Below are 26,067 nucleotides of genomic sequence, written 5' to 3'. Positions count from 1 at the left end.
GTCCATGCTGCTGGCACCAACTTTGATCGACAGTGACTTGCTGGCCTATGCGCGCCAGGAATTGTCCCCACCCGAGCGGCAGCCGGTGGCACGCCTGGGCGCCGGCATCGTGCTGGAGGGAGTGGGCAAAGCCTATGGTGCGCGGCGCGTATTGCATGGCGTTGACCTGAACCTGAAAGCCGGCGAGTTCGTTGCCGTCGTGGGGCGCAGCGGCTGCGGTAAAAGCACGCTGCTGCGCGCGATCGCGGGCATTGAAATCGCTGACGAAGGGCGCACCCGCGTCGGCAACGGCGCCGCCGATGCCAGCCTGCGCATCATGTTCCAGGAACCGCGGCTGCTGCCATGGAAGACGGTGCTGCAGAACGTGGCGCTCGGCCTGCCGTATGCACTTGGCCGCGCCGCAGGCGCGCTTTCCACAGTCGGCCTGGCCGAACGCGCCGACGACTGGCCGGCCGAGCTTTCCGGCGGACAGCGGCAGCGCGTGGCGCTGGCAAGAGCCCTGGTGCACGAACCGAACGTGCTGCTGCTGGACGAACCACTTGGCGCACTCGACGCGCTGACGCGAATCGAAATGCAGCAGTTGATCGAATCGCTTTGGCGCCAGCGCGGCTTCACCGCCGTCCTGGTAACGCACGACGTGCAGGAAGCCCTGGCCCTGGCCGATCGCGTGCTGCTGGTGGAACAGGGCCGCATAGCACTGGACCTGCCGGTGCATCTGGCGCGCCCGAGGCAGCGCGGCGATGCCGCCTTTGCCGCCCTCGAACGGCGTTTGCTGGAGCGCCTGCTGCAGCCCGATACCTCGAAAGGGTGATTGTTTTTCGCTCCCAAGTGGTGCCTACTATCGAAAAAGTCGATCGGTAGTGCGCACATTATGCGTTTTACACTGATCGGCAGTCGTCGCATAATGGGCCATCATCCCCCACCTGGAGTGTTAGACAATGAAAAAACTGATCGCCTTTGCCCTCGCCGCTGGTTTCTCGCTTGCCGCATCGGCCGCACCTGAAACCTATGCCATCGATCCAATGCACTCTTTCTCCCGCTTCGAATACAGCCACTTCGGCTATTCGACCCAGGTGAACAAGTTCAACAGCACCACCGGCAAGATCCAGATCGACCGCGCCGCCAAGACTGGTTCGGTGGAAGTGACCATCGACCCGAAATCGGTCAATACCGGTTCCGACCTGTTCAACGGCCACCTGCAAGGTCCTGACTTCCTCGATTCCGCCAAATATCCGGCCATCACCTACAAATCGACCAAGTTCCTGTTCAACGGCGACAAGGTGGTAGGTGTGGAAGGCAATCTGACCATCAAGGGTGTGACCAAGCCGGTGAACCTGGAAGTGACTTCCTTCCAATGCATGCCGCACCCAATGCTGAAGAAGGACGCTTGCGGCGCCAATGCGGTCGCCAAGATCAAGCGCTCCGATTTCGGTGCCGGCAAATACGCTCCGCATGTCAGCGACGAACTGACCCTCGGCTTCTCGATCGAGTCCGTCAAGGAATAAGCCCATGAACAGACCGTTGCTGGCCGCAGCCTTGCTGGCTGCCGGTCTGTCGCAGGCGTCTGCGACAGACATGATCATCACCAATGGCAAAGTCGCCACGATGACGCGTGAAGGCAGCTTCGCGCAGGCAGTAGCCATCAAGGGCGGTGTGATTACTGCGGTGGGCAGCGATGCCCAGGTGCTCAAGCTGAAGAAGCCGGGCACGCAAGTGATCGACGCCGGCGGCCGCACGGTCATTCCCGGCCTGAACGACTCCCACCTCCACATCATCCGCCAGGGCCTGAATTACAACGCCGAGCTGCGTTGGGATGGCGTGACCTCGCTCAAGCGCGCGATGCAGATGCTGCGCGAACAGGCGGCCCGCACGCCGGACGGCGCTTGGATCAAGGTGGTGGGCGGTTTCAATGAATTCCAGTTCGAAGAAAAGCGCCTGCCGACGCTGGAAGAGCTGAATGAGGCGGTGCCGGACAAGCCCGTATTCATCCTCTACCTGTATGGCCTTGGCTTCGTGAACAAGAAGGGCATTGAAGTCCTGGGCTACGACAAGGACACCAAATACAAGGACGGTGTGGTGGAGCTGGGCGCCGACGGCAAGCTGACCGGCCTGCTGGTGGCCAAGCCCAATGCCATGGTGCTTTATTCCACGCTGGGCAAGACCGGCGTGCTGCCGCGCGAGCAGCAGCTGAATTCCACCATCCAGTTCTACCGCGAGATGAACCGCCTGGGCGTGACCAGCGCCATCGATGCGGGCGGCGGCGGCCAGGCCTATCCCGACGACTACGCGGTCAGCCTGGAGCTGGCCAGGGACGGCAAGCTGACCGTGCGCACCTCCTACTACCTGTTCGCGCAAAAGCCCGGCAAGGAGCTGGAGGATTACCAGCGCTGGCTGGCCATGGCCAAGCCGGACCACAACGACCATATGTTCTACGCCAATGGCTACAACACCGAAGGGGCCGGGGAGAACCTGGTCTGGAGCGCAGCCGATTTCGAGAACTTCCTCGAGCCGCGCCCTGAAATGCCGGGCCATATGGAAAGCGAGCTGGAACCGGTGCTGCGCCTGCTGGTGAAGAACCGTTGGCCATTCCGCATCCACGCCACTTACGGCGAATCGATCGAACGCGACCTGGCAGTGATCGAAAAGGTCAACCGCGAAGTGCCGTTGAACGGCTTGCGCTGGTTCTTCGACCACGCCGAGACCATCAGCGAGGAGCAACTGGCGCGCGTCAAGAAGCTGGGTGGCGGCGTGGCGGTGCAGGACCGCATGTACTTCCAGGGCGAGCTCTATTGGAAGCGCTATGGCGAGCAGGCGCGCCAGATGCCCCCGATCCGCAAGATGCTGGAAATGAAGATCCCGGTCGGCCTGGGCACGGATGGCACGCGCGTGTCGAGCTATGGCCCGTGGCCATCGATCTATTGGGCGGTGACCGGCAAGACTGCCGGTGGCATGCCGCTGTGGCAGGCCAAGGACCGCCTGAGCCGCTACGAAGCGCTGAAACTGATGACGCAAGGGAGTGCCTGGTTCAGCGGCGAAGAAAAGCTGAAAGGCCAGCTCGCCAAAGGCCAATACGCCGACCTGGTGATCCTGCCGAAGGACTACTTCAGCATCCCCGAAGCCGAAATCAAGACGCTGGAGAGCGCGCTAACGGTGGTCAACGGCCGCATCGTCCACGCCGGCGCCGACTTCGGCCAATACGCCCCCGACCTACCGCCCGTGCAGCCCGAGTGGAGCCCGGTCAAACACTTCGGCGGCTACCAGAATCACTAGGCCCTACGGCCCAGTCCGTGTCACACCCTGGGGTCACACCCCAAGTGTGACACGGCCTCAGCGGGACGCGGCTGTGCTCGTGTCACACTTGGGGTGTGACCCCACGGGGTGACACGAGCTCGGCAGTAGTTGTTGCGGGCGGGCCATTGACTTATTGGCGACATGGTCAATACTTCCTTGACCGCCCACCCCGCCCGAAGGTGTTCTTATGGATCTGCTGCAATACCTGCCACGCGTCGATGCGGCGCGCAGTGCAATCGTCGACCGAGGTATCGAGGTGCAAGCCAGTTTCAGCACCTTGTGCGCAGTGGAGTATATGAAGTCCCATAACATCGCTCCCCACATCATCCAGCGCGTCTTGCTGCAACCGGCCCAACGGCGTGCGGCAGCTCAGGTTATGCACAAGAATTAACGAAAAGTAACGCGCGACTTTAATTAGTTAAAGAACGCATGTGATAATTCGTGAGATTTTAAGTCGTTGATTTTTAAGGTGCTTTTTTCTGCACATTGAACAGGCAGTTTGTTGGAAATGGCGTCGTTGAGGGCTGTTTGCCTTGTCAAGACCCTCTTATCAACAAAGATATCCACAGACAATGTGGATAATCGGAAAAGCCCTTTTCAATCCGCCACTTACGGCAGTTTGTCTGGAATTTGATGGTAGATGACCGCAAAATAACCACTGTACGTGCGTACAGTGGTTATTTCAGGATGCGGCCGGAGGCCTTGAAACTGCCTGGTTCAGCGCCCGGCTGGACCTGGATATCCACAGTCGAAGCAGGCTGGCCGATGACCAGTTGGCCCGACCACGCTTGGCCGTTTTGCAGGCCTTGCAGGATCGCGGCGAATTGCTCGCGGTGCTGGCTGTATTTGGCCAGTTGCGATTGCAGGATCTGCAGGTCGGAGTAGTTGCGCAGCGAAGAAATCACGGTGGTGAACAGCTTGCGCGTGGTGAGGTCGGTCTTGCACCAGAAATCATTGATGTCGTAGTCAAGAATGATGCTGTGCTCGAGGGCCTGGCCGGGCTGGCCGGTGCGAAGCACGATGCGCACCAGTTCGTTCTTGAGTTCCGAGCGGATCTGGTTGGCCACGCGCAGGCCTGCATCGCTGGTTTCCATGATCACGTCCAGCAGCACCAGGGCGACATCCGGATTGTTGCGCAGGGTCGTCAGGGCCTCTTCGCCGGAGTAGGCATGCAGGAAGCTGAGGCGGCGCCCCATGAAGCAGGCATTGCTGAGGGAGAATTTCGTGACTACGTGGACGTCAACGTCATCATCGACGATCAGCACCCGCCATGGAGCGGGATTCGTGCCTGGAGCCTGCTCGGCGGAGCTGGCTTGCGCCTCGTCGTCGATCATCCATCCTTCGCTTGAATCGTCGTCAGGAACTTTCACGTCCATGCATTTTCCTTTGTCGGTTGTGGACACACTATTCCGCGCCAGAACTTTTGTCAAAATATTTTCCGAAGGCCCAGTGAGTTGCAAAAAGGCATGCACTCTGCCTTGCTAAGTCATTGATTCTATTCAGACTAATCGGCTGCCAAAGAATTGGGCAATTTGTTGAAAGCCGCGTCGTTAAAGGCGAAACAGGCTGTCAAGAGCCGCTTCTCCACACGTTTATCCACAGCAGGAGTGGATAACTGAAATTTCGTCTTTAAAAACTTCGCTTTACGGCAATTTTATCATCCGGACTATGAAGCCGCCGCCTTGAGGCGATTCAGTTCATCCAGGAAACGTTCACAAGCGAGCCCCGGCGGCCAGGGTTCCCAGGCCGGCTCGCCGTATAAGGCTTGCAATGGATCTTCGTGTAAGGGCACGGCGGTAATCTTCAATGTGCGCCGCACTTCTTCATCGCTCCAGCCCACCACGTGCACGGCTTCGCTCGCTGCCGCCAGGCGGTCGGCGCGCTTGTGGACCTGGTATTCCTTTGGCGTCCAGGCCGGCAAGCCATAGCGCAGGAAGACGGCCTGTTCCAGCCGCTGGCTCAGCTCGCGGAAGCTGTCGCCAAGGAAGGGCTTGAGCACCGAGATGCAGTCGAAGCCGAGCAAGCCTTCCTCTGCGTCGTGCAGCAGCTCGCGCAAGCAGCGCAGCGGATCGAGCGGGGCGGGCGACCACAGGCGGCGCAATTGCAATACCGTGATCGAGTGCTGGGCAACGGAGAGCGGCAGGGGCCAGGCCGAGTGGCCGCCCCAGCGATAGGTGCGTGCCAGGCCCAGTGCCAGGTCGGCGTCGTCCCAATCGAAGGGCGTGGGGTCCAGCAAGTCCAGCCGCCGGCCGGATGGCATGCGCACCCAGGCGCGTTGTGTCGTCATGCAGCTATCGTATCGTCGCGACGCAGGTCGGCGCAAGCTTGCAGGATCAACGTTTCGAGTTCCGGCAACAAGGTGGAGGCGGATTCCAGATCGCCGGCCGCACTGGCTTTTTCCATTTGATGGCACAGGGTGTGCAGTTCCGGCGCACTCAGGTAGCCGCAACTGCCTTTCAGCGCGTGGAAAGCACTGGTGGCGCCTTCGCCGTCGCCGTTCTGCAGCGCCAGGCGGCCTTCGTCCAGGCGGCGCGGCGCCTCCTCCAGGAAAGCTTGCGCGATGCGCTGCTGGTGGCGTGCCGTCATGCCGCTGAGCGGCAGGATATGGATCGCCGGGCTAGCCGGCTCCACGCCGAACATGTCGTCCAGTTCCGCCAGCGTGGGGGCGGTGCGCGGCAGGCTGCGGCCGCGATTGAGCAGTTGGGCGATGGTTTTTTCGAGCTGGTCGAACAGCAGCCGCTCGTCGACCGGCTTGCTGAGGAAGGCATCCATGCCGGCCGACAGGTAGCGGGCGCGATCGAGGTCGCTGGCATTGGCGGTGAGGGCGATGATCGGGATCAGCGGGTCGCGTGACGGGAAGTCCTGGCTGCCGCCGCGGCGCACCAGGCGCGCCGCCTGCTCGCCGTCCATTTGCGGCATGCGGCCATCCATCAGCACCACGTCGAAGTCTCTTTCATGCAGGGCGCGCAGGGCTTCCAGGCCGTTTTCGGCGACGGTCACTTCATGGCCCATGCCTTCCAGCAGGGTGCTGATGATGATCTGGTTGGTGCGCACGTCTTCCGCGCACAGCACGCGCAGGCGGTAGGCATGGCGCAGGTGGGCCGGGATCTTGACCGGGTCCTGTTCCGGCGGTCCGCCCAGGGCCAGCGGCAGCGAGAAGCGCAGCGTGGTGCCTTTGCCGATGCGGGTATCGGCTTCGATCTGGCCGCCCATTAGGTCCACCAGCTCCTTGCAGATGGCCAGGCCAAGGCCGGGACCGTCGGCGCGGCGGGTGGAAGAGAGGTCGGCCGGCTCGAATTTGCGGAACAGGCGTGGCAGCATTTCCAGCGGAATGCCAGGTCCCGTATCGCTGATGCTGAAGCTGACCCGCGCCAGGCCGTCGGTCGTTTCACCGGATGCGCGCAGCCGTACCTCGCCGCGCTCCGTGAACTTGATGGCATTGCCCAGCAGGTTGAGCAGGATCTGGCGGATGCGATTCGGGTCGCCCTGTACATGGCGCGGCAGGCCGGGCGCCAGTTCGCAGCGCAGCAGCAGGGCCTTGGCGTCAGCTTGCGGACGCAGGATGGTGATGGCTTCGTCGATGATGTCGATCAGGTCCAGGTCCTGGGTGTTGATCGACAGGCGGCCTGCATCGATGCGGGAGAAATCGAGCAGGTCGTTCAGGATGGCCAGCAAGGCTTCGCTGTTCTTCAGGCCGATGCGCAGGTATTCGACCGTGCGGTCGGCGATGGTGCGGTCGCGCAGCGCAAATTTCAGCATGCCGATCACGCCGGCCAGCGGGGTGCGGATGTCGTGACTCATGGCCGCCAGGAAGTCGATCCGGTGCCGGCCAAGTTTTTCATTTTGAATCTGGGTTTGCCTCAGCGCGGCTTCCCGCGCCTGTAATTGCTTCTTTAGGCTGCGGTTCTCCCATATCAGCAGGATAAACGCCGCCAACCCCACGATTAATAAGAGGGGTGCAAGCAGTTCAATAAATGATGCAAACGAAGAAAGCAAAATATTAATGATCTCCTCAATAGCAATTATTGTAATGGACAAATAATCATGGCGTGATACTGAATTGTTATGCCCCGGCGCACTCGTGTATGATCCTGGCTATGTTAATTTCTCCTGAACAAGGGCTGGCCTTCCTGGCTGCCGCCATGCTCATTACTGTTTCCCCAGGTCCGGATAACCTGATGGTCTTAAGTATGGGCATGTCTCGTGGACGCAAGCAGGGCGTGGTTTTCGGCCTGGGCTGCGCCCTCGGTTGCCTTAGCCATACACTGTTGGCCGCGCTGGGCGTGGGCGCCCTGATTGCAGCATCGCCAACCGCATTCACCGCGCTGAAGGTTGCGGGGGGACTCTACCTGATCTGGATGGGATATGGCGCACTGCGCAGCAAGGGCGGTGCGCAGGTGGGCCAGGCGGCCTTGCCGGAGGAGTCCTTGGGCAAACTGTTTGCCAAAGGCCTGTTCGCGAACGCGATCAATCCGAAGGTGGTGCTGTTCTTCCTCTCGTTCCTGCCGCAGTTCGTGGTGGCGGGGCGCGGCGACGCGAGCTGGCAGACCGCGCAACTGGGCTTGATCTTCACGCTCCAGGCTTGCCTGCTGTTCGGGATGCTGGGCTACTTCTCGGGCGCGGTGGGTAAATGGATCAACCGCAATCCGCGTGCCGGCTTGTGGCTGGACCGCGGCGCCGGCGCGATTTTCGTCGGCCTGGGCCTGCGCCTTATCGTCGCGCGCTGATCGCGAATCTCAGTTCCAGCTCGTCTTTCACTGCCAGTGCGCCGCCGAACACGGCAAACGGCGTGATGCCGAAATCGGTCTGCCTGGCCACAAAGGCGCCGCTGGCTAGCACGCTGGCGCCGTCTGCGCGCAACTGCAGCGGCACCTGGTACTCGTGAGTCACCCCGTGCAGCGTGATTGCCGCGCGCAGCATGTCTTTCCTTCCCGGCTCGAACGCTGCCTGCACCAGCACCCAGGGGTAGGCTTGCGCTTGCAGCACCTTGCTGAACATATTCCGGCGCGTGCCATCGATGGCGTCGACCGAAGGCTGCGTCTCCAACCCGGCTTCCTCGCGCAGGGCTGCTTCGTCGACCGTGAGCTGGTCCAGGCGGAAGCGCAATTCGGTGCGGCCCTGCTCAAGGTCGATGAAACCGTCAAGCTGGCGCGTTGCGACCACGTGGTCGTGCCCCATGCGCGCCAGCGGCCCGCCGCGGCGCACCGTGATGGTGACCAGCGAGTCGCCGGCCACGATGCGGTGTGCCGACTGGCTGGCCTGCAGCACAGGCGCGGCCGGTGCCGGCACGGCAGTTGGCCCTGGGGGCTGGGTGCCGCAAGCGGAACTGGCCAATAGCGCCGCTAAACACACGCTTCGAAAAGTCCATTTGCAGATTTTTTTATGCATTGTGACTATTGGATAGTTTCTATTATAAAAAGTGTACTATCTTAAACGAAGTCGTGATGTTTTCGTTTTCGAGAATATCCCCTTGCACTTTCAAATCTCTCCCGATTTGAATCCCTTAACCCGCGCAAAGACGCGGGTATTTTTTTGCCGCGATAATTTGATTCCTTAATGAACTCCTAAGCCTGGGGCGGTGGAATGCTGGCAAAGTACGTTCATAGCGTACAGCATCCCTGTGCGCCGGGTTGCCGGATTCCTCAATCCGGCACGGTTTCTTCTATCCCCGCGCCCTCAAAAGCGTTTTTCACCGGCCCCTCCAAATGGCCGGTTTTTTTTTGCCCATCCGTAAACCGGTATCGCTAACGTAGATATCGATAACATAAATTTAAGGCAGGTTTACATGGTGCGTGCTATATTTATTTGGTATCGATAACACGAGAGGAGACGCTCGGCTGTCGGTATGTCCCTTCGACATTGGTTAATAAGGATAATCATGCATAACCATTCACTTAAGGGCGGGGTCACGGCCGGTTTCAGGGTATTGGCCGCTGCGGCGGCAATCGCCGCTTCATTACAACCCGCACACGCAGTCAGCTATGTAGCAACACCTGTTTTCCAGCCAGTTGTTAACGCTACCGGATTCAGGCATCCAGCGCTTGGCATCACGCTCGAGCAGCTCGAGTACGCGCGCCAGCAGGTGCGCGCCGACGTCGAGCCGTACAAGACTTACTACAACACCCTGGCGACGGTTTGCTGCAATTACGCGAACATCAACCTGCTGCCGACCAACCGCGATGCGACCAAGGTCGACACGCCCAACACGCCTAACTTCAACGGCAATACCGCCCAGGTGCGCCTGATCAACGATTCGCAGGGGGCACTGACGCAAGCCATCCTGTATTACATCACCGGCCGCAACGAGTACCGCCGCAATACCATGCGCATCCTGCGCACCTGGAGCAATATGAACAAGGATGGCTATGCCTACTATCCGGATGCGCACATCCACACCGGCGTGCCGCTGTTCCGCATGCTCGCTGCCGCCGAGATCATGCGCTATACCCCGGGCGACCCGGCCTACACGGCCTATCCGCTGGCCTGGACCGACACCGACACCCAGAAGCTGAAGGACAATCTGGTCGACCCGATGGAGCGCACCTTCTTCGCCAGTAACGAGCGCTTCATGAACCAGCAAGTGTATTCGCTGGTGGGGCGGATTTCCGGCGCCATCTTTACCGACAACCGCGTGCGCTATGACGAATCGGTGGAATGGATGACGGTCAACGCCACTTCGACGCGGCAGGACATCAATGGCGCCATCCTGCCGCTGATACCCCTGATCGAGGCTGACAACCCGTACAACAAATACGGCTATCCCTTCTACCAGATCCAGGAAATGCAGCGCGACCAGGCCCATGGCGGAGACAACGTCGACAACCTGACCGGCTTGCTGCGCCTGGTGACAGCCCAGGGCACCAGGGTCGATCCCTTCAGCGGCAAGCCCTCCAGCTCGGGCGATGCGGTAAGCGTCTACAAGTTCGGCGGCAACCGCGTGCTGATGGGTGCCAATGCCTATGCCCAGTTCATGCTGGGCTATGCCGCGCCCTGGGCCGATACCTCGGGCGGCACTTCGTCCCAATCGGAAGCCTACCGCGGCCGCCTGTACGAAGTGGGCGGCATCGCCGAACTGTATAACGTCTACAAGTATGAGGAAGGCGTGGATGTCGATACGGACGCACCATTCCTCGCTACGGCGTCCGCACATTCGAACGATTTCGTCACGCGCTGGGGACCGGGGGCGCCGGCCAACAAGGACATGGGGGCGGAAGCTTTCCTGTCCTTGCCCAAGGCGCTGACCGGGGCCACTTTGCCGGTCAACACCGGCATGCTGGAGACGGAGCGCAAATCGATCTTCCTGAAAGGCGACTGGAGCAAGGTGACTGAGGGAGAGCGTACCTTTGGCCACGCCAATGTCACGCAGGCCGGCGCCACCGTGGTGTTTTCCGACGTGCAGTACGCCGACCGCGGCAAATATGCGCCAGTCGGCATCATGATCCGCACCAATGCCGTGACCAAGCTCTCGGCCAGCGCCACCGAAAGCGCCAGCCCTTGGTGCGAAATGACAGTGCCGGATACGGAAGGCCAGTGGCGCTATATCGTGCCGGATACTTCGTGGGCTGCCACGCCGGGCAAGCGCCAGGGCGACAATATCATGTACTTCAAATTCACCGGCGCCGAAGGGGCAGCGGTGGATGTGGACTTCGTGAACATGGCCGCGCCAACCCAGCTGACTCCGCCGCGCTTCGCCATGCCGGTATTCCCGGTCACGGAGCTGGTGGTGCAGGGCATACCTTATAAGGCCACCTACACGGCGACCGATGCCCAGGTCGGCGACACGGTGCTGTACAAGGCGATCAGCATCCCCGACGGCGCTACGCTCGATACCTCGACCGGCGCCTTCAACTGGACCCCGACCGCGGGGCAGGCCGGCCTGCATGACATTATCATCAGCGCCACCGACGGTGTCTCGATCAGCACCATGACTGCACGCCTGAGCGTGCAGCCGGACCGCGCCAGCGCCTTTGCGGCGGCGCAGGGCGGCTATGACCCTGCCAGCGTCTACACCACGCCGTCGCTGGCGACCTTCCAGCAGGAGATCGCACCGCTGCGGGACCAGATGATGACGGTGTCGGATGCCGACTTCCCGGCCTTGCTGAAATCCGTGCAGGCGGTGGTGGCCAGGCTCGAGTTGCTGAACCCGCGCGTGGCGCTGGACGGCAGCCTGGATTGGAGCAAGCATATGGTGAGCACGACCACGCTGGACGTGAATCGTGTCGGCCTGCTGGTTGACGGCGACTACAACAGCACGTCGGGCGACCTGCGCAATTTCGTGACCATCGACTTCGGCGCGGATTACCGCGTTTCCGTCGACGCCTTCGGCATCCAGGCCCGCTTCATGTTCGCCAACCGTTCCCAGGGCATCAATATCTACGGCTCGAACGACAACTCGAACTGGACGCTGCTGACCAGCCGCGAGACTACCGATACCAGCGGCCGCAATTTCGAGCTGGAGACGATCCCTGTGCTGCCCGGCCTGTCGGAACAGCGCTATCGCTACTTCATGGTGCGGGTCGACCATCCCGGCCCGCCCACCGATCCGGCCTATCCGGGCATCTCGTCCTATAGTGAATTGCACTTCCATGGCGACCGCTACGACCTGCTGACGCCGGTGGACGTCACGCCCATCGTCAAGATCCAGCAATCGGGCCTGAACATGAACCGCTTCACGCAGAAGTACAGCGGCAACGTGACCATCGTCAATTCCACGGATCACACGGTCAGCGGGCCGCTGCAGTTCCGCCTGTACGGGCTGACGCCGGGAGTGACGCTCGATAACGCGACAGGCATCAAGGATGGCGTGCCCTATATCACGCTGCCAACGCTTGACCTGGCCCCTGGCCAGAGCCTGACGCTGACGACCACCTTCAGCAATCCGGCAAAGGCGGCCATCGGCTATACCCGTCAACTGTTCAGCGTCAAGTACTGAGGACATCATCATGATCAATCTGCAAAAAATGCTGGCGCGGCTGCTGTTGGTCGCCATGCTGGCCTGCGGAGCCGGGCAAGCTGCGGCCGGGCCGTTATACAAAGTAAGCGTCGACACTGCCCCGCTGGGATCCGGACCGGCTTTTCTTGGCCTGTATTTCATGGGCCTGGCCGATGCCGCGCCTGCCACCGCGCTGGTCACCAACCTGGCGGGCGACCTGCTTGGCGCGCCCGACGTGAGCGGAACCATTGCCGGTTCGGCGCCAGGTCCCATTGCATTCAGCAATGCCAATGGCGGCAGCGACTGGGTGCAGGCGGTGACGCTGGGCGGTGTGTTCTCCTTCGACGTCAACTTCCTGGTCGGGCCAGGCGATGCCGGTTCGACCTTCGGCTGGGCGCTGTTCAACGACACCAGCTACCTTGGCGCCGATGGCGACCTGGGGACGGTGTCCGTGCAAGCTATCCTGGGCGGCAATCCGCAGTTCGCCCTGGTCACGACCAGCCCGCTGGTTGAGGTGCAGGCGATTCCGGAACCTGGCACGGCCTGGCTGCTGCTGGCAGCCTTGCCACTGCTGGCCTTCACTCGCCGCCGCCGCGCCTGACGCGGCGGGCCCCGGCGTGGGAGTGGAAAAGCAGCTATGATGCAGCGATTCCGTGAAAGGAGCCGCGATGATCGACCTGTACACCGCCGCCACGCCGAACGGCCACAAGATTTCCATTGCGCTGGAAGAGCTGGCGCTGCCTTACGAACTGCATGTGCTCGAACTGGGCAGGAACGAGCAGAAGGAGCCATGGTTTACGGCCATCAATCCGAATGGCCGCATCCCGGCCATCGTCGACCGCGCCAACGATAACTTCGCGGTGTTCGAGTCCGGCGCCATCCTGATCTACCTGGCCGAAAAGACCGGCCGCCTGCTGCCGCAAGACCCCAAGGGCTGCTCCCTGGTATTGCAATGGCTGATGTTCCAGATGGGCGGCATCGGCCCGATGATGGGCCAGGCCAATGTCTTCTACCGCTACTTCCCCGAAAAGATCCAGCCGGCCATTGACCGTTACCAGGGCGAGTGCCGGCGCCTGTTCCGCGTGTTGGACGGCCACCTGGCGCAGCACGAATTCCTGGCCGGCGATTATTCGATCGCCGATATCGCCAACTGGGCCTGGGTACGCACCCACCGCTGGTCGGGCGTCGAGACCGAGGGCCTGCCGCACCTGCAGCGCTGGATTCGCCAGATCCGCGCCCGTCCCGCCGTGCTGCGCGGGATCGAACAGCCGCCCAGCAATGTGTTGGAACGGGAGGACAGCAAGGATAAAGTTGAGCAATTTGCCGCCGAGGCGCGCAAAATGCTGGAAACAGGCCAGTCGCGCTGATTACCTACAACTGAAGGAGACCTGATGAAGCTGTACACCGCCCCCCGTGCCCCCAACCCGCGCCGCGTTGCCATGTTCATGGCGGAGAAGGGCATTCAACTGGATTTGCAGCCGGTCGACCTGGGCAAGGGCGAACATCGCAGCGCGTCTTACCTGGCGGTCAATCCTTTCGGCCGCGTGCCGGCGCTGCAATTGGACGACGGCCGCATCCTGTGCGAAACGCGCGCCATCTGCACCTACCTGGAAGGCCTGCATCCGACGCCGAACCTGATGGGCGAGGGGGCCGAGGAACGCGCGTTCATCGAAATGGCCGACCGCCGCATGGAGCTGCACCTGTTCGCCATCGCGGCCAACAGCATCCGTCACTCCCATCCCGGCTTTGCGCCGCTTGAGAATCCGCAGTTTCCGGACTTTGGCGCTTCGCAGGGCGAAAAGTTTCGTGAGAACGCGAGGTGGCTCGATGGCGTGCTGGCCGGGCAGCCTTTCGTGGCGGGGCAGCGTTTCACGATTGCCGATATCACAGCCTATTGCGCAATCGACTTTGCGCGCGGGCTGATGAAATTCCGTCCGTCCGACCATGGGCTGGCGCATTTGCAGGCCTGGCGCGATCGCATCGCCGAGCGCCAGAGCGCCACTGCCGGGACCTGAGCGATGGATGCGGCGCTGCGCCGGCGCTGGCTGGGCCGCATGGCCCGCTGGTCGGGCGCGGCCGCCTGGGCCGCCATGGTCCCGGTGGCGCTGGTCTCCCGGCCGGGTCGCGCGATCGCCAGGCCGCGCGCGCTGCGTGCAGTAGCGCTGGCAATCCCGCCTTTTGCCACGCTTGATGCGGGCGGCCGCAAGTCCGGGCTTTTCGTGGAGGCGCTTGAGTTGATCTCGCACGAATCGCGGCACCAGATCGAGATCACCGTTGCTCCCTACGCCCGTGCCATCGCCATGCTGCGTTCGGGCGAGGCCGACCTGATGATCGCGACCTCGAATTCCGCCGTGGCGGAGGCGGCCGAACCCATGGGCATGCTATGGACCACGGAAGTCATCGCCATCGGCCGGCCGGGCCTCAAGCTCGAAGGCTTGCAGGACTTGCGCGGGCGCACGGTAGGCATGTTGCGCGGCTCGGACTATGGCGCCGCCTTCCTGGATGACCATGAATACCGCAAGCATGAGATCACCGACCAGTTGCAGGGCATCCGCATGCTGCTGGAAGGGCGGCTCGATGCCTCGATCGGCACGCGCTTGGGGGTGTTCCACGCCATGCGCCTGCTGGGCGTGCCGCGTGGGCGGCTGGGCGGAACGCTGGCGGTGCAAACGCGTGAAATCCATTTGCACCTGAGCCGCCACAACACCGATGAAGCGCTGGCCACGGAGTTGCGGCGTGCCGTGCATGAATTGCGCAGCAGCGGCAAGGCCGATGCACTGCTGGCTAAGTACCTGGCCGGGCTGCCTGCTGCCTGAACCTGCCCACGATCCCGCTCGGGAAGAAGTAAATGGCGAGGATGAACAGGATGCCAAGCCACAGCAGCCAGCGGTCCGGATGCAGGGCCGCTTCGAGGATCGGCACGCCAGCTACGGCGCCTGCCGCTTTCGCCATCAGGGACTTCAGGTAGTTGTTCGCCAGGATAAACAGGGCGGCGCCGATCACGGAACCATACATGGTGCCCATGCCGCCAATGACCACGATCAGCAGGATGTCGGTCATCACTTCAAAGCCCAGGGTCGTCTTGGGACCGACGTAGCGCAGCCACAGCGCCATCAGCGCGCCGGCCAGCGCGGCGGCGACAGCGCCGATGCAGTTGGCAGCAATGCGGTAGACGACGGTACGATAGCCCAGGGCCTCGGCGCGGAACTCGTTTTCGCGGATTGCCTGCAGCACGCGGCCGAACGGTGAGTTGACGATCCGCAGCAGGGCCAGGAAGATCAGGACCGCGCAAGCAAACACGATGTAGTAGGTGAGCACCTTGCCGTCCAGGATGCGGCCCAGGAATTCGCCGAACTCGTTGGCTGGCGACAGCAGGTCCGGCACGTCGAAAGTCTTGCCATCCTCGCCGCCGGTCCAATCCGACATTTGCGATGCCAGCACGGCGAAGGAGGACGCCACGGCCAGGGTAATCATGGCGTAGAAAATCGCGCGCACGCGCAGCGCAAACAGGCCGATGATGAAGGCCAGGACCAGCGTCAGGCCCAGCGCCGCAGCAAGGCCCAGCGCCATCGTGCCCCAGGCCGGCGCGGGGCTGTCGAATCCAAGCCCGACGCCATAGGCTCCGATGCCGAAGAACATGGTGTGGGCGAAGGACACGATGCCGGTATAGCCAATCAATAAGTCGTATGAGGCGACCAGCACGATATAGATGCAGATGGTGGCGGCCGTATTGAGCGGACGTGCCCCGCTGGTAATGAAGGGCGCAAATGCGAGCCCCAGTACCACCACGAGCAGCAACAAGGACAGCGCACGGCTGCGTGGCAGGTCGCCTGAAAGAAGGGTGTTCAGCATTTCATTTCCTCGACAGGCCGGCTGGGCGCCACAGCAGGATGGCGATCATCAGCACGATATGGGACACGAGCGCCAGCTTGGGTGCGAGGAAGCCGGCGTAGTTGGCCGTCAGCGCCATCAGCAGTGCCGCGATGAAGCAGCCGCCGACCGAACCGAGGCCGCCGATGATGATCGTGATGAACACCATGACCATTACCTCGCCGCCCATGGAGGCGGTCAGCGTTTCCTTGTACAGGCCCCACATCACGCCGCCCAGGCCCGCCAGCGCGGAGCCGGCTGCAAATACCGCCACGAACAGGCGGCGGATGCGGTAGCCAAGCGCTTCGACCATTTCGCCGTTCTCGACGCCGGCGCGGATCAGCAAGCCAAGCTTGGTGCGATTCAGCACCAGCGTGAGCACGATGAACACCAGCACGCCAACGGCCACCGCCAGCAGTCGATACTTTTCGATGGCAGCATCGGCCACCACGAAGGCGCCGCGCAAGGCGGTTGGCAACGGCATCGGTTTCTGGTCGGCGCCCCAGATCACGTGGATCAATTGTTCGACCACGATCATGCCGCCCATCGTGATCAGGATCTGTTTCAGGTGCTGGCCGTAGACCGGCATGATGATGACGCGTTCGAAGACCCAGCCCAAAGCGGCTGTAACGGCCATTGCCATGGCAATGGCCAGGGCAAGCGCGACCAGGTTCATGCCGAGTGAATCGGCTTCCATCCAGCCCTGCAATGGCACCAGCACCAGCGTGGCCGCGAAGGCGCCGACGGACACAAAGGCGCCATGGCCGAAATTCAGCACGTCCATCAGGCCGAACACCAGCGTGAGGCCGCTGGACATAATGAAGATCATCATCCCCATCGCCAGCCCGGCCACGGTCAGCGTGACCCAGGTTGGCATGCTGCCCACCAGCGGCAGCATGGCCAGCATCAGGGCCGGCACCAGCAGTATGGGAATGTAGTCGCGTGGGACGGAAGGCATCTTGGGCGGCTCCTTATTGGTGTGAGTCGAGGGCCAGGCCAAGCAGGCGCTCCTGCAGGGCGCGGTCGGCGGCCAGTTCGGCCATCGGACCGCTGTGGACGATGCGGCCGTCATCCATCACTGCCACGGTGTCGCCAAGCTGGCGCACGAAATTGAAATTCTGCTCGACCAGCAGCACGGTGGCCTGGCCCTTGAGCTGGCGGATCGCATCGGCCAGGCTCTGAATGATGGCGGGCGCCAGGCCCTTGGTCGGCTCGTCGATCAGCAACAGTTCGCGCGGCTCGATCATGGCGCGCGCGATTGCGACCATTTGTTTCTGGCCGCCGGACAGGTTGCCGGCGGGGTAATTCCAGAACTTCTTCAAGGCCGGGAAGAACGAGAAAATCCATTCCAGCCGCGCCGTGTCCATAGGCCCGCTGCGCGCGGCCAGATGGAGGTTCTCGCGCACCGTCAGGTCGCTGAACACGGCCATCGATTCCGGCACATAGGCGATGCCTGCCTGGGCGATGTCCGGCGTGCGCAGTTTGCTGATATCGCCCCCGTTGAATTCGACCCTGCCGGCGCTGGCTTGCCACAAACCCATGATGGTGCGCAGGGTGGTGGTCTTGCCCGCCCCGTTGCGGCCCAGGAGGACCGTCAGCCCGCCGCGCGGCACGGCCAGGTCGACGCCTTGCAGGATATGGTACTCGCCGATATGCGTGTGCACGCCGGAAATTTTGAGCAGGGCGTCAGTCATGGCTTGCGGTTCCCAGGTAAGCTTCCTGCACGATGGCAGAGGACATGACGGCTGCCGGTTCGCCGTCCGCCACCAGGGCGCCGTTGTGCAGCACGATGATGCGGTCGGCCAGTGCGCGTACCACATCCATCTTGTGTTCAACCAGCAGCACGGCCTTGTTGCGCTCCGCCCTGACCTGGTGGATCAGGTCCAGCACCACCGGCACTTCATCCACGCTCATGCCGGCGGTCGGTTCATCGAACATCATCACTTGCGGCTCCAGTGCGAGCAGGATGGCCACTTCCAGCTTGCGCTTGTCGCCGTGCGACAGGGCGGCCACCGGCGTGTCGCGCCTGGCTGCCAGCGCCACGCGTGCGAGGTAATGGTCGGCACGTTCGATCAGTTCCTTGTGGCTGGACCAGACCGACCACAGCTTCATTCCCGCGTTGGCGTGCGCCTGAACCGCCAGCCGCACGTTCTCGTGCACCGTCAGGTGGGGAAACAGGTTGGTGAGCTGGAAGGCGCGGCCGATGCCCTTGCGGGTGCGGCTTGCCGGCCCGCTGCGCGTGATGTCTTCGCCGCGCAGCAGCACCTGGCCACTGGTGGCAGGCAACTGGCCGGACATCAGGTTGAAATAGGTGGTCTTGCCGGCGCCGTTGGGTCCGACGATCACCGTCAACTGGCCCGCATGGAAGTCAGCGCTGACGTTGTCGACGGCCGTGTGGCCGCCGAAGCGGATAGTCAGCCCGCGTGTGGACAGCAATGGAGTCATGGGTTCAACGCCGCTTGTTCTTGATTGGTACCGGCAGTTCGGAAGCCGGAATTTCGCGCACCAGTTCCAGCAGGTCCCATTCGTTCTTCTGCTCCTTCTTGATGCGGAAGTGGTACATCGGCTGCATCGCCTGGTGGTCCTCCTTGCGGAAGCTCATTTTTCCCTTCGGCGTGTCGAATTCCATGCCTTCCATGGCGGCGATCATCTTCTGCGTGTCGCCGCCGCCGGTCCTGGCGAGGGCAGTGTAGACCGCGCTGGCGGCCGTAAAGCCGCCCGCCGTGAACATGTCCGGCGGTTTCCCGTAGCGCCTCTGGTGCTCGGCCACGAACCAGTCGTTCATCCTGTTGTGCGGGAAACCGTAGTAGTAATAGATCGTGCCTTCGGTTCCGGCAAACGATTTCCAGGTCTTCAGCACCGGCAGGATATTGCCGCCAGGGGCCAGCGTAATGCCGTAGCGCTCTGGCTTCATGTCGGCGATCTTGTTCATCGGGTTGGGGCCGGCCCAGATGATCTGCAGCACCCGCGGCTGCGGGGCGTCTTTCAGCTTGTCAAACAGCCGCTGCGCCGAAGCGGTGAAATCGGTCGCATTCTGCGGTGCGAACTCCTCGTGCACGATATTGGCTTTGGAGCCGGTCAGCTTGAGCGCTTCGCGCGCTGCCGCCACCGCGTCCTTGCCGAAGGCATAGTCCTGCGCCAGGAAGGCTACGCTGCCCTGCTTGAAGGTGGAAGCGGCGGCCAGGCCGTCCTGCATCGAATTGCGGGCCGTGCGGAAGATGTACTTGTTCCACTTGGCGCCGGTGATGGCGTCGGCCACCGCAGGTTCCACGATCAGGACCTTCTTGTATTCCGCCGCGATGGGCAGCATGGCGATGGCCGAGCCGGAGGAACTGGTGCCGACTGCGATGTCGACCTTGTCGTCGCCGTAGGCTTCGGCCAGCAGGGTGCGGCCCAGGTCCGGCTTGCTCTGGTCGTCCTTGACGAAGACTTTCAGCTTGCGGCCATTGATTTCCATCCTGCCCTTGGTAAGGTATTCAAGGCCCATCATGAAGCCGGCCTCGGTCTCCTTGGCGTATGGCTCGAGGATCCCTGTTTTGCCTGCGATGAGCGCGACCTTCAGTTCCTGCGCCATGGCCATGGCCGGCGCCAATGCGAGCAGCAGGGGTATCAGTTTTTTCATCAATCAATCCACACTGGCGAGGAAGTTGCGCAGCGCTTCTTGCGCGGCGGGCTCGGACAGCATCGGCGCATGGCCGACATCGGGCACCTCAGCATACAGCATGCGCGGTGCGGCGGCGCGCATGGCATTGGCCTGCGCCGGCTCGATCAGGTCGGACAGCGCACCGCGAATCAGCATGGTAGGGCGGCGCCGTGCCAGCCGGCGGAAAGCGAAGTGCGCGGCCATGGAAGTGGAGCGCAGCTTGTTGGCGCGGATCGGCACGGCGATGTTCGGGTCGTAGCGCATGGCCAGTGTGCCGTCCTGCTCTTCGCGGAAGGCGCGCCGCGCCCAGCGCTCCCATTCCTGCGGCGTATTGCCGGGGAAGGCGACGGCGTTGATGCCGCTGATGTAGTCGGCCGCCTGCTGCCAGCTGGTGAACTGTTCGCCTTTGCCGGTGTAGCTGCGGATGCGCGACAGGCCGCGCTCGGACAGCGTCGGTCCCACGTCGTTGAGGACTGCCGCAGCGACCAGGGCCGGTTTGCGCAGGGCCAGGGTCATGGTAATCAGGCCGCCCATCGAGGTGCCGATGAACACCGCGCGTTCTATGCCCAGGTCGTGCGCCAGCTTGACTACGTCATTGGCGTACACCATCGGCGTGTAGCGGTCGGGCTGCGCATCGTAGTCGGAATTGCCCCGCCCGCGCACGTCGACGGCGATCACCCGGCGGCCCTGGGCCGCAATCGATGGCGCGACATCTTCGAAGTCGGCCGAATTGCGCGTCAGGCCGTGGATGCAGATCACAGGCAGGCGCGCAGGGCCGCTGGCGGCGGGGTAGTCACGCGCATACAGGCGCAGGCCATCATCGCTGGTGTAGCTGATCTCGGAATACATGGTCCTCGTGGGCAGCGTTGCAGGAGCGTGCAGTGTGCAAGAAATGCATCAAGGCGGGAACCGGAGGCCGCGCCCACTGTGTGTGCAATTTTGCACAGCAACACTACGGCGCGGGAAAATGATGCACAATAGGCCGCATGAAAACACTGCCCGAATGGACCGACCTGCGTTTCTTCCTGGAGCTGGCGCGCTCCGGCACTCTGTCCGGCGCCTCGCGCCGGCTGGAAGTGGAGCACACCACGGTCTCGCGCCGCATCGACCGCCTGGAGCAGCAGTTAGGCGCCACGCTGTTCGACCGTTCGCGCGAAGGCTATGAATTGACGGAAATGGGGCATGCCGTGCTGCCGCATGCCGAAGCGATGGAGAGTGCGGTGCTGGCTGCTCAAGGCCAGTTGTCCGGCACCGAGGTGGCGATTCGCGGCGTGGTGCGCCTGGGCGTGCCGGAGGCCTTGGGCGTGCGCTTCATCACGCCGCTGCTGGCGCAGTTCCTGCAGGATTACCCGGAGCTGTCGGTCGACTTGCTGGTGCAGCCGCGCTTTGCCAACCTGGCCAGCCGCGAGGCCGACCTTGGCGTAACGCTGGATGCGCCCAACACCGGCCGTTACATGGTGACACGCCTGGCGTCCTTCCGGCTGTACGTGTATGGTTCGCCTGATTACCTGGCGCGCCATCCGCCGATCAAGAAGCGCAGCGACCTGGCGGGGCACGATTTTGTCGACTACGTGCAGGACCGCCTGGCCAGCAATGAGCTGAACTTCCTCGATGAACTGGGCGTCAACCCGCGCCGCCGCCTGTGCTGCACCGGCATGCTGGCCCAGGCCGAAGCTGCCGCGGCCGGCCTGGGCTTGATGATGGCGCCGCCGTACATGGCAACCGATGGCCGGCTGGTGCCAGTGCTGCAGGACGAGGTGTTCGTGGAGCGCGCTTACTGGCTGGTGGCGCCGGTCGATTTGTACCGGCTGCCGCGTGTCAGGGCGGTGTGGAACCTGCTGCGCTCATTCGCCGAATCGCGCGCCAGCCTCTTTATCTCGAACAAATAGGGCAGATCTCCTGAAATCTCGGTGCGGTGCAGGTCGGGATCGGCCCGATCCGGCAACGGCTCCCGCTGCGCCAGCGCTTGCAGGATGGGCGTTGGCTCGTAGCTCCAGTCCACCATATAGCGGCAGGGATCGCCCTCGCGCACCTTCATCAACGCCAGTTCGAACTGCGACACCGACACCACCAGCGGGTCCTCATGCCCGGCCAGGAAGTCGAGGAAGGCCAGTGGCTGGTACTCGCGGAACGGCGAGATATTCTCCTGCCGGATGAAGGCCTGCAGCGCTTCTTCCAGCAAAGCGCCCTGGCGCAGCAATTCAACCGTCAGCACGCAGCTGCGTTCCAGCACGTAGACCCGCCACAGGAGCACATTGCCGCGTGCCTCCTGCAGGTCAGGCGACCCGGCAACCCGGTGGTAATACGAAGCATCGCCGGCCCCGGGCCGGTAAGTGGCGCGCATCAGGCCAAGCAGGATGCGCTGGTGGCTGGCCAGGTCCATGTCTACCTCCATTCTCGTTGCCGCATTTGCTGCAGGGTGTTGGCGATGGCCGCGTTACCCAGGCCGGGCACGGCTTCCGGCATGAATTCGTACACGATCACTTCCGCCTCGGTCGCCACCTCGCGCAGTACTTGCTGCGCCAGGTCCATGGTGCAGGGGCGCGGCAGGCGCGAATGCACGTCCAGCATCAGGCCATTGTGCTTGACGCCGCAGGCGACGTGCAGCTCCTTCACATGGCGGCCATCGAGCTCCGCGAGGAATGCCTGGATATCGAGCGCGTGGTTATGCTCATCGCATTCCAGGTTGTACACGTCCAGGATCAGCCCACAGCCGCTGTCGCGCGCAACAGCATTCAGGAAGCCGGCGTCGCTGTAGTCGGCCGGGCAGTCGGGCACCACATGCACGATATTCTCCAGCAGGAAGGGCAAGCCGTAGCGCTGTTGCAGGCACCAGGCCCGCTGCGCCACCAGTTCCGCCGCCTGTTCGGTGCGCGGCATGGCCAGCATGATGCCGAGGTGTTCGCCATCGACCCGCGTATAGCCAAGATGCTCGCTGTGCCAGCGCACCCGCACCTGGTCCATCAGTTCGTCGAGCAGGTGCAGGTAGGTCGGCGACCAGCCATCGTGCGAACCGATGGACAAGCTGACCCCATGCACCACGATGGTCTTTTCGCGGTCGATATTTTTCAGCTCGGCCAGGATGCCTTTATCGAGCGAAATCCGGTCGCCGTCCACCACCGACATGGTCTCCGGCGTGACCTCGATGACGTCCACGTGCGGCAGCATCATCTCCAGCAACGCCGGGTCGCGCCCTTCATAGCTGACGCCCACGCCCAAGGCAGGGCGTGGGTCGGGCGCAGGCAGCTTAGCCGCGGAATTCATTTTCCAGCACCGCGCCTTCGATGTGCGGGACCTCGCGCAGCACGCGGCCAATCGACGGGTCGCCGCGCAGGAAGGTCAGGTCGAAGCCCGTCAGGCCGCAGTTGCAGCCGCCCTTTGGCACCATCTGGGACACGGCGATGTCGAGCGCCTTGTGCAATTCTTCCAGGGTGACCTTGCCTTCGCTGACGACGATCTTGATATGGTTTTTCTTGGAATTGGTGTGGCGCAGTTCTTCCATGACGATCTCCAGGCGGTCCGGTATTGAAGAGGGGCGGGCCCTTCGGACCAGGCTATGGACCGCGCCCCGTGCTTTCCATGGAAGTCACTTTAGGCGGCAAGGAGGCGCGGCGAATTGGTACTGGCACCCAGATTCCGGGCCGCCAGCACCTAGTTTTTATGTAGAGGGGCAGGCGGCCGGCGCAGCAAGTCGAGGCGGGTGGTGGCGCCCAGCTTGCCGAGCAGGGTTGAAACATGGTGTTCGACCGTGCGTTCGGAACGGCACAGGCGCTGGGCGATCTCAAGGTTGCTGAGGCCATCGAGCAGCAATTCCAGCACTTGGGCTTCGCGGCGGGTCAGGCCGCTCGGATGTTCGCGCGCCGCCGCATAAGGGCCGCGCCGCGACTTGGGTAGTTGGGCCTGGGCTCCGCAGGCACGCGCGCGCTGCCGCGCCAGCGCTGCCGCCGGTACGGCGCCGATCTGCTCCAGCAGCGCGACCGCCTTGGGCATGGCTTGCGCCGCGGCGGCACCGGGCAAGTCGAGCAGCGCCAGGGCCGCCTCAAATGGCAGGCCCAGTGCCAGCCAGGCATCGCAGGCGGCCTGGCAACTGCCGGTAGCCTCCGCAGCGCGCGGCAGCGGGCCAGCAGCGCGTTCGCCCGCCACCTGCGTGGCCATTGCGGCCCGCCGCTGCCAGGCGCCGACTTCAGCCAGGTCCCAGGCATTGACGCCGGACAGGTCGAACTGGCCGATCTCGTCCAGCCAGCGGCGGCAACTGTCCATGTCCTGCACTTGCCAGGCCGCTTCCGTAAGGGCCAGCAATACCGGCAACAGGCGCTGCGATTCGCCGGTGGCGCGGGCCCATTGCAGCGCTTCCTGCAGGCAGCGTGCAGCGTCCGGTTCGCCCTGGCGCGACAGGGTGCGGCCCAGTACCGTCAAGGCCGGCAATCGCATCACCAGGCTCAGGTCCGGCAGGGCAAGCACCTGCTGCGCCAGCGCAGCGGCCTGCGCAAACTCGCCTTTGTCGAGGTGGAGCTGTGCCTGCCAACCGGTCAGGTAATGCACCCAGGCATCCAGCTCATGCTCGCGGTGGTAAGTGAAGCCTTCGGCCAGCAGGCGTTCTGCCAGCGCAAACTGCTTGAACACCACGGCGTATTCCACCCAGTTGCTGTAGATGCGCGCTGCATGCTCGTGCAAGTGCTGGGCCAGGGCGCATTGCAGGCCATCGGCCAGGTCTTGCTGCCCGCTGTCATCGCCCAGGAATAATTTGGCGCTGCCGATATTGGTCAGCGCATGGACGCGGGTGTCGTGGTCGTCCAGCGCCGTAGCCAGTTCCAGCGCCAGGCGGCCCCATTCGATGGCGGAAGCGGGGTGGTCTTGCAATAACTGGTGCTGGGAACGCATGCTGTACGCCATGGCCAGCTCTTTGCTGTTCGGCAGCTGTTCGAGCGTGCGGATGGCTTCCAGCCCATAGCGTTCGGCCTCTTTCGCTTCGCCGCGGTACCAGTGGGTGCGCGCCAGCCAGCGCAGGTTGAGGCCGACCTTGTCGGGCCGCTCCACGCTTTGCCACAGGGCGATGGCCTTTTGCCGCGCTTCGATCAGGCGCTCGTCTATGCGCAGCAGGCCGGCTTCGTAGGCCCAGTCTTCGTAAAGCTGGGCTGCTTCACCGGTCCAGCCAACGGCGTCGACGAATTGCAGGGCACTTGCCAGGTGGGCCGCGGCCTGGCGGTGTGCGCCCAGCCGCGCTGCCTGGCGGGCTGCGCGCGGCGCCAGTTGCAGCACCATATGCGCATCCTGCGCCCCAGTCGCGTGGTGGACCAGCCGCGCCAGTTCGATGCGGGCATGCGGCGGCGCCTGCGAGGTCAGGGCCTTGCACAGTCGTTTGTGCAGGGCGCGCGTGGCGCCGGGACGCAGTCCGCTCAACACTGCTTGCCGCGCCAGTTCGTGGCGGAACGACAGCAGGCCGGGACTGGCGCGTTGCAACAGGCCGCTGTCAACGCTGGCGTCGATCGCATCGTGCCCCTGTTCACCCAACAGGGCTTCGAGCAGCCGTTCCTCCAGGGCCACGGGGCTGACGCTGACCAGTTCCAGTACGGTGCGGACCTCAGGATCGAGCCGCGAGGTACGCGCCCAGACCGCATCGCGTACCGAGGCAGGCAGGTGGCCGGGGTCCCGACTGCAATCGGTCAGCAGTTCGGAAAGGAAAAAGGGATTGCCGCCGGTGACGCGATATAACTCGCAGGGATCGCAATCCGCGTCGCGCGCGAGCGTGGCGACAGCATCGGGGGACAAAGGCGGCAGGTCGAGGCGTTGGGTGCTGGCGGGCGGCAAGTCGCCGGCCCAGCGCCAGAAGGCATGGTCGGGCGGCAGCTCGTCGTTGCGGGCGCTGGCCAGCAGCATGATGTGCTGGTCGGAGATGCGGCGGGCCAGGTATTTGAGCAAGTCCAGCGTCGCCTGGTCGGCCCAGTGCAAATCCTCGCACATCACCAGCACCGGCCGCGGCTGGGTGGCCAGGTGGCCCAACAGCAGCGGCATCAGGATGTCGGGGCTGCCGGCATTGTCGATGGTGGACACCACATCGGGCCCCAGTGCCGGCGCGAAATCGCGTAGGGGGCCAAGCACGCGTGGCGTCGACAGGTCTTCGCAAGCCCCTTGCAGGACGAAGAATTCGCCCTTCAGCGGTGCGGCAAAGGCTTGTAGCAGGGATGACTTGCCAATGCCGGCTTCACCCAGCACCAGCGCCATCCCGCCCGCACCTGAGCTAACGCGGCTGGCAAGCCGCTGCAGTTCCTGCAATTGCCTTTCGCGCTCGAGCAGCATCTGGCTCTCCTCACTGCCATCATATTCCTGTCAG

Annotated in this window: 25 protein-coding genes; 11 read left to right on the top strand and 14 right to left on the bottom strand. The window is 63.2% G+C overall.

The window, feature by feature from the left end; all coding sequences use genetic code 11:
- The first annotated feature begins 4 nt into the window (after positions 1 to 4).
- The 4 genes from ASD58_RS19710 to ASD58_RS19695 all read left to right on the top strand — a co-directional run bounded on the left by ASD58_RS19710 (position 5) and on the right by ASD58_RS19695 (position 3,682).
- Positions 5 to 811: an ATP-binding cassette domain-containing protein gene (locus ASD58_RS19710; protein ID WP_057262906.1), complete on the top strand. Its 807-nt coding sequence runs from the start codon at positions 5 to 7 to the stop codon at positions 809 to 811.
- A gap of 127 nt (positions 812 to 938) precedes the next feature.
- Positions 939 to 1,505 (top strand): YceI family protein, encoded by a 567-nt coding sequence (locus ASD58_RS19705; RefSeq protein WP_057262905.1) that lies wholly within the window; start codon positions 939 to 941, stop codon positions 1,503 to 1,505.
- Between the two features lie 4 nt (positions 1,506 to 1,509).
- On the top strand, positions 1,510 to 3,270 hold the full coding sequence (locus ASD58_RS19700; RefSeq protein ID WP_057262904.1) for an amidohydrolase: 1,761 nt from the start codon (positions 1,510 to 1,512) through the stop codon (positions 3,268 to 3,270).
- Between the two features lie 208 nt (positions 3,271 to 3,478).
- Positions 3,479 to 3,682: a hypothetical protein gene (locus ASD58_RS19695; RefSeq protein ID WP_057262903.1), complete on the top strand. Its 204-nt coding sequence runs from the start codon at positions 3,479 to 3,481 to the stop codon at positions 3,680 to 3,682.
- A gap of 286 nt (positions 3,683 to 3,968) precedes the next feature.
- On the opposite strand, the gene ASD58_RS19690 is transcribed toward ASD58_RS19695, so the two are convergent.
- From ASD58_RS19690 to ASD58_RS19680, 3 genes are all read right to left on the bottom strand, one after another.
- Positions 3,969 to 4,667 (bottom strand): hypothetical protein, encoded by a 699-nt coding sequence (locus tag ASD58_RS19690; RefSeq protein ID WP_229210030.1) that lies wholly within the window; start codon positions 4,665 to 4,667, stop codon positions 3,969 to 3,971.
- A gap of 290 nt (positions 4,668 to 4,957) precedes the next feature.
- The gene (locus ASD58_RS19685) at positions 4,958 to 5,578 is read right to left on the bottom strand and encodes a hypothetical protein (protein WP_057262902.1); all 621 of its coding nucleotides are present in this window, start codon (positions 5,576 to 5,578) and stop codon (positions 4,958 to 4,960) included.
- Positions 5,575 to 7,233, bottom strand: coding sequence for an ATP-binding protein (locus tag ASD58_RS19680; protein ID WP_255357341.1), 1,659 nt, complete (start codon positions 7,231 to 7,233; stop codon positions 5,575 to 5,577). Before ASD58_RS19680 ends, ASD58_RS19685 begins: the two co-directional genes overlap by 4 nt.
- A 155-nt stretch (positions 7,234 to 7,388) precedes the next feature.
- Here ASD58_RS19680 and ASD58_RS19675 point away from each other — a divergent pair, with 155 nt between their 5' ends.
- Positions 7,389 to 8,018, top strand: coding sequence for a LysE family translocator (locus ASD58_RS19675; RefSeq protein ID WP_057263049.1), 630 nt, complete (start codon positions 7,389 to 7,391; stop codon positions 8,016 to 8,018).
- Here ASD58_RS19675 and ASD58_RS19670 read toward each other — a convergent pair.
- Positions 8,002 to 8,625 (bottom strand): YceI family protein, encoded by a 624-nt coding sequence (locus ASD58_RS19670; protein WP_229210028.1) that lies wholly within the window; start codon positions 8,623 to 8,625, stop codon positions 8,002 to 8,004. The two genes, ASD58_RS19675 and ASD58_RS19670, sit on opposite strands and share 17 nt — an antisense overlap.
- Before the next feature lie 544 nt (positions 8,626 to 9,169).
- Here ASD58_RS19670 and ASD58_RS19665 point away from each other — a divergent pair.
- The 5 genes from ASD58_RS19665 to ASD58_RS19645 all read left to right on the top strand — a co-directional run bounded on the left by ASD58_RS19665 (position 9,170) and on the right by ASD58_RS19645 (position 15,039).
- On the top strand, positions 9,170 to 12,223 hold the full coding sequence (locus tag ASD58_RS19665; protein WP_162253038.1) for a putative Ig domain-containing protein: 3,054 nt from the start codon (positions 9,170 to 9,172) through the stop codon (positions 12,221 to 12,223).
- A gap of 10 nt (positions 12,224 to 12,233) precedes the next feature.
- On the top strand, positions 12,234 to 12,824 hold the full coding sequence (locus tag ASD58_RS19660) for an NF038129 family PEP-CTERM protein (protein ID WP_057262899.1): 591 nt from the start codon (positions 12,234 to 12,236) through the stop codon (positions 12,822 to 12,824).
- 67 nt (positions 12,825 to 12,891) lie between these two features.
- Entirely contained in the window at positions 12,892 to 13,590 is a 699-nt protein-coding gene (locus ASD58_RS19655) for a glutathione S-transferase family protein (RefSeq protein WP_057262898.1), read from the top strand.
- Positions 13,591 to 13,614: 24 nt separating this feature from the next.
- Complete coding sequence (locus ASD58_RS19650; RefSeq protein ID WP_057262897.1) at positions 13,615 to 14,238, top strand: glutathione S-transferase family protein; 624 nt, start codon at positions 13,615 to 13,617, stop codon at positions 14,236 to 14,238.
- A gap of 3 nt (positions 14,239 to 14,241) precedes the next feature.
- Positions 14,242 to 15,039 (top strand): ABC transporter substrate-binding protein, encoded by a 798-nt coding sequence (locus tag ASD58_RS19645; protein ID WP_057262896.1) that lies wholly within the window; start codon positions 14,242 to 14,244, stop codon positions 15,037 to 15,039.
- Here the strand turns inward: ASD58_RS19645 and ASD58_RS19640 are convergent.
- Genes ASD58_RS19640 through ASD58_RS19615 form a run of 6 tightly spaced genes read right to left on the bottom strand, consistent with a single transcriptional unit; the run spans position 15,008 to position 20,585 of the window.
- Positions 15,008 to 16,075: a branched-chain amino acid ABC transporter permease gene (locus tag ASD58_RS19640; protein WP_057262895.1), complete on the bottom strand. Its 1,068-nt coding sequence runs from the start codon at positions 16,073 to 16,075 to the stop codon at positions 15,008 to 15,010. The genes ASD58_RS19645 and ASD58_RS19640 overlap by 32 nt on opposite strands.
- 1 nt (position 16,076) lies before the next feature.
- Positions 16,077 to 17,051: a branched-chain amino acid ABC transporter permease gene (locus ASD58_RS19635; RefSeq protein WP_057262894.1), complete on the bottom strand. Its 975-nt coding sequence runs from the start codon at positions 17,049 to 17,051 to the stop codon at positions 16,077 to 16,079.
- A 13-nt stretch (positions 17,052 to 17,064) separates the two neighbouring features.
- A complete protein-coding gene (locus ASD58_RS19630) occupies positions 17,065 to 17,787 on the bottom strand; it encodes an ABC transporter ATP-binding protein (protein ID WP_057262893.1) in 723 nt (240 codons plus the stop codon).
- Positions 17,780 to 18,529 carry an ABC transporter ATP-binding protein gene (locus ASD58_RS19625; protein WP_229210044.1) on the bottom strand — a complete coding sequence of 250 codons (750 nt, stop codon included), beginning with the start codon at positions 18,527 to 18,529 and terminating at the stop codon, positions 17,780 to 17,782. The genes ASD58_RS19630 and ASD58_RS19625 overlap by 8 nt, the downstream gene beginning before the upstream one ends.
- A gap of 13 nt (positions 18,530 to 18,542) precedes the next feature.
- Entirely contained in the window at positions 18,543 to 19,715 is a 1,173-nt protein-coding gene (locus ASD58_RS19620) for a substrate-binding domain-containing protein (RefSeq protein WP_057262891.1), read from the bottom strand.
- Between the two features lie 3 nt (positions 19,716 to 19,718).
- Positions 19,719 to 20,585 carry an alpha/beta fold hydrolase gene (locus tag ASD58_RS19615; protein WP_057262890.1) on the bottom strand — a complete coding sequence of 289 codons (867 nt, stop codon included), beginning with the start codon at positions 20,583 to 20,585 and terminating at the stop codon, positions 19,719 to 19,721.
- 137 nt (positions 20,586 to 20,722) lie between these two features.
- Here ASD58_RS19615 and ASD58_RS19610 point away from each other — a divergent pair, with 137 nt between their 5' ends.
- Positions 20,723 to 21,625 carry a LysR family transcriptional regulator gene (locus ASD58_RS19610; protein WP_057262889.1) on the top strand — a complete coding sequence of 301 codons (903 nt, stop codon included), beginning with the start codon at positions 20,723 to 20,725 and terminating at the stop codon, positions 21,623 to 21,625.
- Here ASD58_RS19610 and ASD58_RS31395 read toward each other — a convergent pair.
- From ASD58_RS31395 to ASD58_RS19595, 4 genes are all read right to left on the bottom strand, one after another.
- Positions 21,511 to 22,119 carry a hypothetical protein gene (locus ASD58_RS31395; RefSeq protein ID WP_156401378.1) on the bottom strand — a complete coding sequence of 203 codons (609 nt, stop codon included), beginning with the start codon at positions 22,117 to 22,119 and terminating at the stop codon, positions 21,511 to 21,513. The two genes, ASD58_RS19610 and ASD58_RS31395, sit on opposite strands and share 115 nt — an antisense overlap.
- A 2-nt stretch (positions 22,120 to 22,121) precedes the next feature.
- A complete protein-coding gene (locus ASD58_RS19605; RefSeq protein WP_057262888.1) occupies positions 22,122 to 23,000 on the bottom strand; it encodes a DUF692 family multinuclear iron-containing protein in 879 nt (292 codons plus the stop codon).
- Positions 22,984 to 23,238 carry a hypothetical protein gene (locus ASD58_RS19600; RefSeq protein ID WP_057262887.1) on the bottom strand — a complete coding sequence of 85 codons (255 nt, stop codon included), beginning with the start codon at positions 23,236 to 23,238 and terminating at the stop codon, positions 22,984 to 22,986. Before ASD58_RS19600 ends, ASD58_RS19605 begins: the two co-directional genes overlap by 17 nt.
- A 149-nt stretch (positions 23,239 to 23,387) precedes the next feature.
- Entirely contained in the window at positions 23,388 to 26,033 is a 2,646-nt protein-coding gene (locus ASD58_RS19595) for an AAA family ATPase (protein ID WP_057262886.1), read from the bottom strand.
- Positions 26,034 to 26,067: the final 34 nt, after the last annotated feature.

The sequence above is a fragment of the Duganella sp. Root1480D1 genome (assembly GCF_001427305.1).
In the GTDB taxonomy this organism is placed as follows: Bacteria; Pseudomonadota; Gammaproteobacteria; order Burkholderiales; family Burkholderiaceae_D; genus Rugamonas.
This window is presented reverse-complemented; position numbering and strand designations above follow the sequence as displayed.